Raw genomic sequence first — 1,022 nt, 5'->3', positions numbered from 1 at the left:
GACGCGGCCAAGCCGGATGCCGGCCTCTTCCAGCGTCTCGCGGCGCACCGCCGCCTCGATCGTCTCGCCCGGCTCGATGAAGCCGGCGAGGGCCGAATACATGCCAGGCGCGAAATGACGGCCGCGCCCGAGCAGGCACTTCTCCCGCGTCGCCGTCAGCATGATCGCCACCGGGTCGGTGCGCGGAAAATGCTCGGTGCCGCAATTCGGGCAATGCCGCTTGTAGCCGCCGGCCCGCATCTGCGATTCCGTGCCGCATTTGCTGCAGAAGCGATGGCTGGCATGCCAGGCGAGCAAAGCCGCCCCTTGCGCCATCGCGCCGGCCGCCGCCTCGTCGATCAGCCCTTGCATGTAGACCGAGCGGTAGTCGATGGCCTTGACTGTTTCCGGAAGCTGTTCGGGTTCGACGCCGGCGGGCACGGCCAGCACCGGTCCTCGTTCGGAAAAGCCGAGCAGGATGCCTTGCGCCAGGGAAACCTTGAAGGGCTCGCTCTCGGTCGCACCGAACCAGGGATCGAGAGCGCCGCCATCGCCGAGCTTCAGATAGAGCCGGCCGCCATGCATCAGAAGCAGCCGCGTCGCCGGATCGGCCAGCGCCTTGTCGACCGAATCGTCGGCGCGGTTCTCGGACTGCCGGTCGATCGTGTTGCCGGCGAAGCCGACGAACTGGCTCGGCTCGCGCAAAGGCGCGTCAAACAGGCGGAAGCTCATGGGGACTCTGGAATATGTTGAGGGATGGACACGGGGAACGCTTATAGCGCCGCCTTGATCGTTTCGGCAAACCGTCGCAAGTCGGAACGTTGATAGGGCTCTCGCAGGCCATGTCCCCACACAGGACCTGGCCAGCCGGGATCGCCTTCAGAACGCGCGATGACATGGATGTGCAACTGGCGCACGATGTTGCCGAGCGCGCCGGTGTTGATCTTGGTGCAGCCGGTCGCTTTCTTCAGCGCCTGCGCCACCATATTGGTCTCGAAGGTCAGCATCGCCTGGTCGAGCGGCGTCATGTCGTGGATTTCCTC

The 1,022-nt window shown here is 65.5% G+C and carries 2 protein-coding genes; both read right to left on the bottom strand.

What is annotated here, in order from left to right; genetic code table 11:
* The coding region (locus EN925_RS37190; protein WP_164894727.1) for an NAD(+) diphosphatase at positions 1–711 on the bottom strand (711 nt) is incomplete at its 3' end.
* Between the two features lie 41 nt (positions 712–752).
* The coding region (locus tag EN925_RS37185; RefSeq protein WP_164894726.1) for an HIT family protein at positions 753–1,022 on the bottom strand (270 nt) is incomplete at its 5' end.

Origin of the sequence: Mesorhizobium sp. M7A.F.Ca.US.006.04.2.1 (assembly GCF_004022915.1) — a bacterium.
In the GTDB taxonomy this organism is placed as follows: Bacteria; Pseudomonadota; Alphaproteobacteria; order Rhizobiales; family Rhizobiaceae; genus Mesorhizobium; species Mesorhizobium ciceri.
Note: the sequence above shows the minus strand (reverse complement) of the source record. Positions and strands in the feature narration are given on the sequence as shown.